Source organism: Mucilaginibacter sp. P4_E8 (genome assembly GCF_056401495.1).
This window is the reverse complement of sequence record NZ_JBFUJG010000201.1, coordinates 1-6,904: the sequence shown is the minus strand read 5'-3', so window position 1 is coordinate 6,904 and position 6,904 is coordinate 1. Positions and strand designations below refer to the sequence as shown.

The 6,904-nt window shown below is 38.1% G+C and carries 4 protein-coding genes; all 4 read right to left on the bottom strand.

Annotated features, from left to right (window positions below; all coding sequences use genetic code 11):
- Positions 1–1,925 (bottom strand): ABC transporter permease (locus AC1DRQ_RS28555; RefSeq protein WP_477429079.1); only part of this gene is annotated, 1,925 nt, incomplete at its 3' end.
- Positions 1,926–2,112: 187 nt separating this feature from the next.
- A complete protein-coding gene (locus AC1DRQ_RS28550; RefSeq protein WP_477429077.1) occupies positions 2,113–2,520 on the bottom strand; it encodes a GNAT family N-acetyltransferase in 408 nt (135 codons plus the stop codon).
- A 150-nt stretch (positions 2,521–2,670) separates the two neighbouring features.
- Positions 2,671–5,079: an ABC transporter permease gene (locus tag AC1DRQ_RS28545; RefSeq protein WP_477429075.1), complete on the bottom strand. Its 2,409-nt coding sequence runs from the start codon at positions 5,077–5,079 to the stop codon at positions 2,671–2,673.
- A gap of 92 nt (positions 5,080–5,171) precedes the next feature.
- Positions 5,172–6,904: FtsX-like permease family protein (locus AC1DRQ_RS28540; RefSeq protein WP_477429073.1), on the bottom strand; the 1,733-nt coding region annotated here is incomplete at its 5' end.

Here is a 6,904-nt window from a genome sequence, read left to right as displayed (position 1 = left end):
GTTTTAGTGAGGTGATTTGTTTGGATCTTTATGGCTAATACACCTTCGGATTGCTTACGCGGACCAATAACAATCGGTCTTACATTTTCGCGCAGCGAGTTGGTTTTAAAATCCTTTACCACTCCGATAATGGGCATCCAGATCCCGCCACCTAAACGCACTGTTTTACCAAGGGCGTTTTCGGCATTTTGAATACCTAATTTATGTATGAAGGTTTCATTGACTACCACTTGTCGCGAAGTATCACTCGCGTCATAACCTTTACCTGCCACAAAGCGTAATCCAAATGTTTTGAAATAGTCAACATCGCCATATTTTAAATAAGTATGAAAACCAATATCTGTTTTTGAATGGTTAAAATAGAAGTTGGTACCCCAGTTATTTTCTGACGAAGGTGCATCTGATGTAAAACTTACTGCTTTAACCGCAGGGTTTTGCAATAATTGCTCCTTAAAAGGATCTATTTTGCGCAGGCTGAGGCTATCTGTATAGCCAGGTATAATAAGTACGGCGTTCTTGTTAAAACCAAGGTCGGCTTTGTTAACATAATCCATTTGGTTAACCGCTACTATTGTACCTATAATAAGTAACTGCGAAATAGCAAACTGCGCTATTACTAATGCCCTGCGTAAGGGGATACCACCAATGGAGGCGGCTGTGATCTTATTTTTAAGAGCCAAAACAGGTTTAAAACCCGATACCACCATAGCCGGGTAAATGCCCGACAGCAAGATTATAGTTACAGTACTAATTATCAAAAACAAAATACTACCGGTAGTAAACAGACCAATGCTACCCGGCACGCTGGCTATATTTTTTAATTGCGGCAGGGCTAATTTTGCAACAGCAGCAGCAAGCAGGGCCGAGCCAGCAACAATGATAGTGGTTTCGCCAATAACCTGAAATATAAGTTGTTTGCGGGTACTTCCCAATACTTTACGGATCCCAACTTCTTTTGACCGCCCTACAGATTGTGCCGTTGAAAGGTTAATAAAATTGATGGATGCCATGATGATAATAAGCAACGCTATAAATGACAAGGTGCGTAAAGTAGCCATGCTCATAACGTGATCGCCAAGGGTATTGCCAAAGCGGGTATCAAAATGCATAGCCGACAATGGCTGTGAAAGTAACCGGGTTTCTGTAGTTTTATTTTTAAAATGCTTGGTTGAAAATATTTTTAACTGCGCATCAATGTTGGCCTGGGTTATGCTTTGCGGAAACAACATGTAAACCTGATGGTTACTGCTGGTTGACCCCCATTCCTCGCTGTAGTCATAATTCTTAGCGTGTTGCTTCCAGGTAACGAATGATACCATTACTTTGAATGGAAAATCGCTGTTCACCTGAACATCCTCAATTATACCAGCCACTTTGAGCGATATTAAATTATCCATTTTAAGAGATTTCCCGATGGCATTTTTCCAATCGCCAAAATATTTAATGGCAGAGCTTTTATCGATAACCACCATATCCGGATCGGCCAGTACCGAAGCATTACCAGCCAGCCACTTTGAGCTGAAAATATCAAAAAACTGAGGCTCAATGAACAGAACGCCAAGATTTTCGGTAAACTTTTTATCACCATTATGACCTGCTCCTTCAGGTACAGTAATCTGACTTCCATAGCTGCTATTTACCGAGGCTACTTTTGCCTGGGGGAAATCTAAACGCAACGCTTGAGTTGCGGGTACTGCTATGCCAGGGTTATAGGTGACTTCTGCTTCATGCTTTTCCTGCGTTACAATGTGGTATATATTTTTGTAATTGGGATGAAAGGTATCAAAACTTAGTTCATACTGAATGATCACGAAGATGAGCAAACAAGCCGCGATACCCACAGTTAAACCGGCAATGTTAATGATCGAGTATCCTTTGTGGCGTATTATATTTCTCCAGGCTATTTTAAAATAGTTTTTCAGCATATCTCGTAGTTTAATCGGCGTTATAGTTTAAAACGCATACCAAAAACATAAATAACTGAAAATCAATCAATTAATATACAGCAAGAGTATAAACATGTTCGTAAGCGTAACACCACGTGTACGATTATGATACAGTGAATATAAAACGGGTTAACTATGCGCCTGGGATTGCTGTAGCCAAATGCTATTACAGTAATTTTTCTAAAACCATGTATCCATTTTTTGTGCCTGCAGAAGTAAAGCCTAACTTTTTACACACTGTTAATGCTTTTATATTATCTTCTTTTACCTCCGTGCAACATTTTTTAAATCCTTTCAGTGTTAACTCTGTAAAGACAAATTCAACCRGTCTTCTTCCATAGCCCATTCTTCGTGCCGATGGCGAAATTATAAGCATTGATAGAAACGCGACTTTATTTTCATAGTCATTAGCATAGTATGCTAAAAGTCCCTTTAAAACGTCTTGCTCTATTATAGTGAGTAAACATGCTTTTTCAATAAGCTTATCAACGTAAGCATTCAAATCGTCAAGTTCAAACAGGCCGCTGCCATCATTAATTAACTGACTCATTAAATCAATAATTTTTAGTTTCATAAGGGGTTMCTGTTTAGGTTATAGTTTTACCATTCTGTAATTCAGACGAATAGTACAATCTATATGAATATTTTTTTATAAACAAGAAAAACGGAACTATGTAAGCATATTGTATAGCTATTATTTTGATTTTACATCAACTTGCACACATTATTCGTTTCGTAAACTATTTATTGGGTTGGCCATTGCTGCTTTTATTGATTGAAAGCTTACAGTTACAAAAGCTATTAATATGGCTATAATTGCAGCCAGGGCAAATACCCACCATTGTATATCAATGCGATAGGCAAAATCCTGTAAATACTTGCTCATAATAAGCCAGGCAACCGGCGAAGCTATAATTACGGCGATAATTATCAGTTTCAGAAAATCAACGGACAGTAATGCGGTAATGTGGACAACGGATGCCCCCAGCACCTTCCGTATACCTATCTCTTTTGTGCGTTGAAGCGTTAATAATGATATAAGCCCCAATAAACCCAGGCAGCTTGTAAAAATAGCTATGATGGTGCTTGATTTGATAAGTTTATTTAACAGATCTTCCTTTTGGTAAAAGTCGGCAATTTGTTCATCTAAAAAGTGATACTCAAAAACATTGTCAGGATAAACGGATTGCCATTCTTTTTTTATTTGATCAATAACAGCTGATGATTCATTTGAGTTGATTTTAACTCCCATATATTGATAACCGCTTCTTAATGAGCTAATGTATTGTGGATCAATTGCTGTATAAAGGGATTTTGAATGAAAATCCTTTACCACTCCTACTATAATGCCTTGTTGATCACTAATATCACCAGCAGCAAACCGATGACCAATAATTTGTTGTGCGTCTTTTAAGCCTAATTTTTGAACAAGTTTTTCATTAACCAGGTATTCTTTGGCTGTATCACTTTCTATAATATTTCGCCCGGCAATAAGTTGTATGCCAAATGTTTTAACATAGCCAGCATCACCAATAATTGTTTTCCCAATAAACTTCTCCCATGACCGGCTCTCGTATTTAATGGACCCTCCCTTATCAGCGGTGGATGCTGGAGGTCTGTAGCAAAAGGATATGTCTTTAATACCCGGATATGCCAATAATCTGTTGCGCAGAAAATTAGTTTTAGTTTTGGCGTTATCCGGAACGGGTAATACCAAAACCGCATTCTTGCTAAAGCCAAGATCGGCTGTTTTTAAAAATTTCACCTGCATGGCTATCAGTATAGTGCTGATAATAAGAACCTGTGCAATAATATTTTGAACCACAATTAGGCTTTTTCGACCAAAGCCGGCTGATTGAGTGCTCTGATTAAGCTGATTCTTCAAAGCATTTACCGGTTTAAATCTGCTTAATATCAATGCCGGATAAAAGCCTGCCGCCAAAATAATAAACATTAATAAAATAAGTACAAACAGGATCAGTTTAGGACTACTTATAAAGTTAAGCGTAAGGTTAGTTTGCAACCAGGTATTAACTATTGGTAAAGTAATCAGGACCCAAAGAATGGCTAATAAGGCCGCAAAGAAGGTAATACTGGCCATTTCGGCAATAAACTGGAAAAATATAGCCGATGGTGTACTACCCAAAACTTTGCGTGTGCCAATCTCTTTAGCTCTCTTAAAACTTTGAGCCGTTGCCATATTAATAAAATTAACACAGGCAATAACAATGAGCAGCAAACCTATAATACCCAAAGTAACCAACAATGACTTCTGTATAACGCCACTGTAACGGCCATCAAAATGCACCTCATGTAAAGGTTGTAACTTAAATTCAAAAACAGAAGCCCTGTCGCCGGTATAACGTTTAACTATTGTGGTAAGCTCAGCATTAACCTTGCCTGCAGATAAACCCTCGGGTAACAAAACAAATGTAGCAGTGGTAGAGTTGATGAATCCCCAGTCCGTTTGCATTTGCTGCTCCCACTCAGGATTCATCAGTTTAAGTGACGATAATGATAAAAAGATATCCGTTTTAAAGTCTGTATTAGCAGGGTGATCTTTTACAATACCCACTATTTTAAAAGTGTTCTTACTATCAACCTTAATCGTTTTACCGATCGCATCCTGACTACCAAAATATTTTTGCACCAAATTATGACTTAAAACGACAGTATTGGGCTCGGTCAGGACATTGTTTTTGTCTCCTTGCTCCCATTCATAATCAAACAGGCTAAAAAAGTGCTTATCAGTAAGGGCTATGTTTTCATGCTCCGCAAATAATTGAGCGTTTGTTTTTCCTGTTTGGGGGATGGTTATAGTAGCGTCATGCATTCTCAGCAATGCCGCCTGATCTTTAATTTGAGAGATATCATTTTTCAGAACCTTCCCCAATACAAGTGGCGAACCTTGTTCGTTCTCAATGCCTCCATCCGGGAGATGCAGGTTAGTAACAATTTTATAAACCTGTTTGGCATCATGATGATAAGTATCAAAACTAAAATGATAAGTAATAAACTGAAATAAAATAATACCGCAACCTATTCCTAATGATAAACCAAACACATTGATTAATGTATAAAACTTATGCTTCCGTAAATTGCGCCAGGCTATTTTAAAGTAGTTACGTATCATATTATTTTCTTTACACGATGATACCTAAAATGCTTTAAATGAGTAGTTAAATAGTGTTAAATTGATAAATTTCAATCACTAGTTGAAACTCACTATTCGCTCCTTAAACTCTTCACTGGGTTGGCAATGGCTGCTTTAACGGTTTGAAAGCTTAATGTACATAATGCAGCCAGCAACATACCGGCGCCACTTAAGACAAATATCCACCAGCTAATGGTGGTACGATCGGCAAAGCCTTGCATCCACTTGTTCATGGCATACCAAGCTACCGGTGTAACCAGCACAAAAGCCAGTACAATAAGCCATATCAATTCTGTTGATAACAGCGTAACAATCTGCGCAATAGAAGCCCCAAGAACCTTGCGCACACCTATTTCCTTTGTTCGTAAACTAGTAGTATACATAGCCAAGCCAAGCAAACCAAGGCAGCTAATAAATATGGATAACCCAGTAGCCCAGGTTAACAAGGTTGAGGTATGTTGTTCAGCATCATAAAGTTTGGCGAGGGTTTCATCAAAGAAATGATATTCAAAATCATCCTCAGGATATATTTCCTTCCAGGCTTGCTGCATAGCAGAAATAGCATTTTTCCAATCTTTGTTACCAGCTGATTGTGGTTTTAATGCGATGTGAAATGTACCATTATTATAAAAACCGTTACTTGTTAAAATAGCCAAAGGTTTAATTGGCGAACGTAATGATTCGTGATGAAAATCAGCAACCACACCAATGATCTCCATTTTTGTATCGCCATTAAAATTATCTATCTTCTTACCAACGGCATCGCCCGGGTTTTTAAACCCAAATATTCTGGCACAGGTACTATTGATCAGAAATCCTTTTGTGGTGTCGGCAGGCTGTAAATTGCGGCCCGCAAGTAATTTGATCTTAAATACTCTAATGTAATTTTCATCCCCATACTTTTCCTCCAAATTTATCTTGATCTCTTTTTTACCATCTTTGTACGTAGCCTCTGTTGAATTACTTGAAGTGGAGGATGGTGCGGCTTTACCTGCACTTATCATTTCTATCTGAGGTATAGCGCGCAGCTTATTCATAAATACCTGGTTACGGCTGGCGGTCCGGTTTTTCCATGGAGAGTTTATAATGATGATGGCATCTTTTTTAAACCCCAGATCCTTATGTAGAACATAGTAAATCTGTTTACTAACCAATATGGTGGCCATTATGAAAAACTGGGCTATAATGAACTGGGCTACCGTTAACGATTTTCTTAAAAAGGCTGTTCTTGTTTTACTGCTGTTATTAACCGCTTGATTTTTAAGCACTAAAACCGGCTTAAAACCTGATAATACCATAGCCGGATAGAACCCAGAAAGCAGGGTTACCACAAGAGTCAGTATTACTAAAAACAATACCAGGCCGGGTTGTTGAACAATATTTACACTTATCCCTTTCGGGATAAAATCGGCAAAGAGCTTTAATATCACCGGGGCAAGTAAAACCGCTATTACTACAGCAATGGTGGTGATCAGGAAGGTTTCGCTTAAAAATTGTACGATTAACTGGGTGCGGGTACTCCCCATTGTTTTACGGATACCTATTTCCCTGGCCCGTTGTGACGATTGGGCCGTTGTTAAGTTTATAAAGTTAATACAACCTAATATTAACAGAAACAGTCCAATGGCCAGTAAACCATATAAAGTTGCTTTATTGGCAGTATTGCCAGAATTAAATGTACCATATATATTATTAAAGTGCACATCGTTCAATGGTTGTATACTAAAGTTACGGGTATTACCTTTATTTGATGGCTTTGGCGGATCGTGCTTTTTCAGCAGTTCATTTAGTTGTTTTTCAATAT

What these genes read in the sequence shown, in the direction of transcription:
- AC1DRQ_RS28545 (WP_477429075.1), bottom strand. Translation starts at nt 5,079, where the DNA reads ATGATACGTAACTACTTTAAAATAGCCTGGCGCAATTTACGGAAGCAT.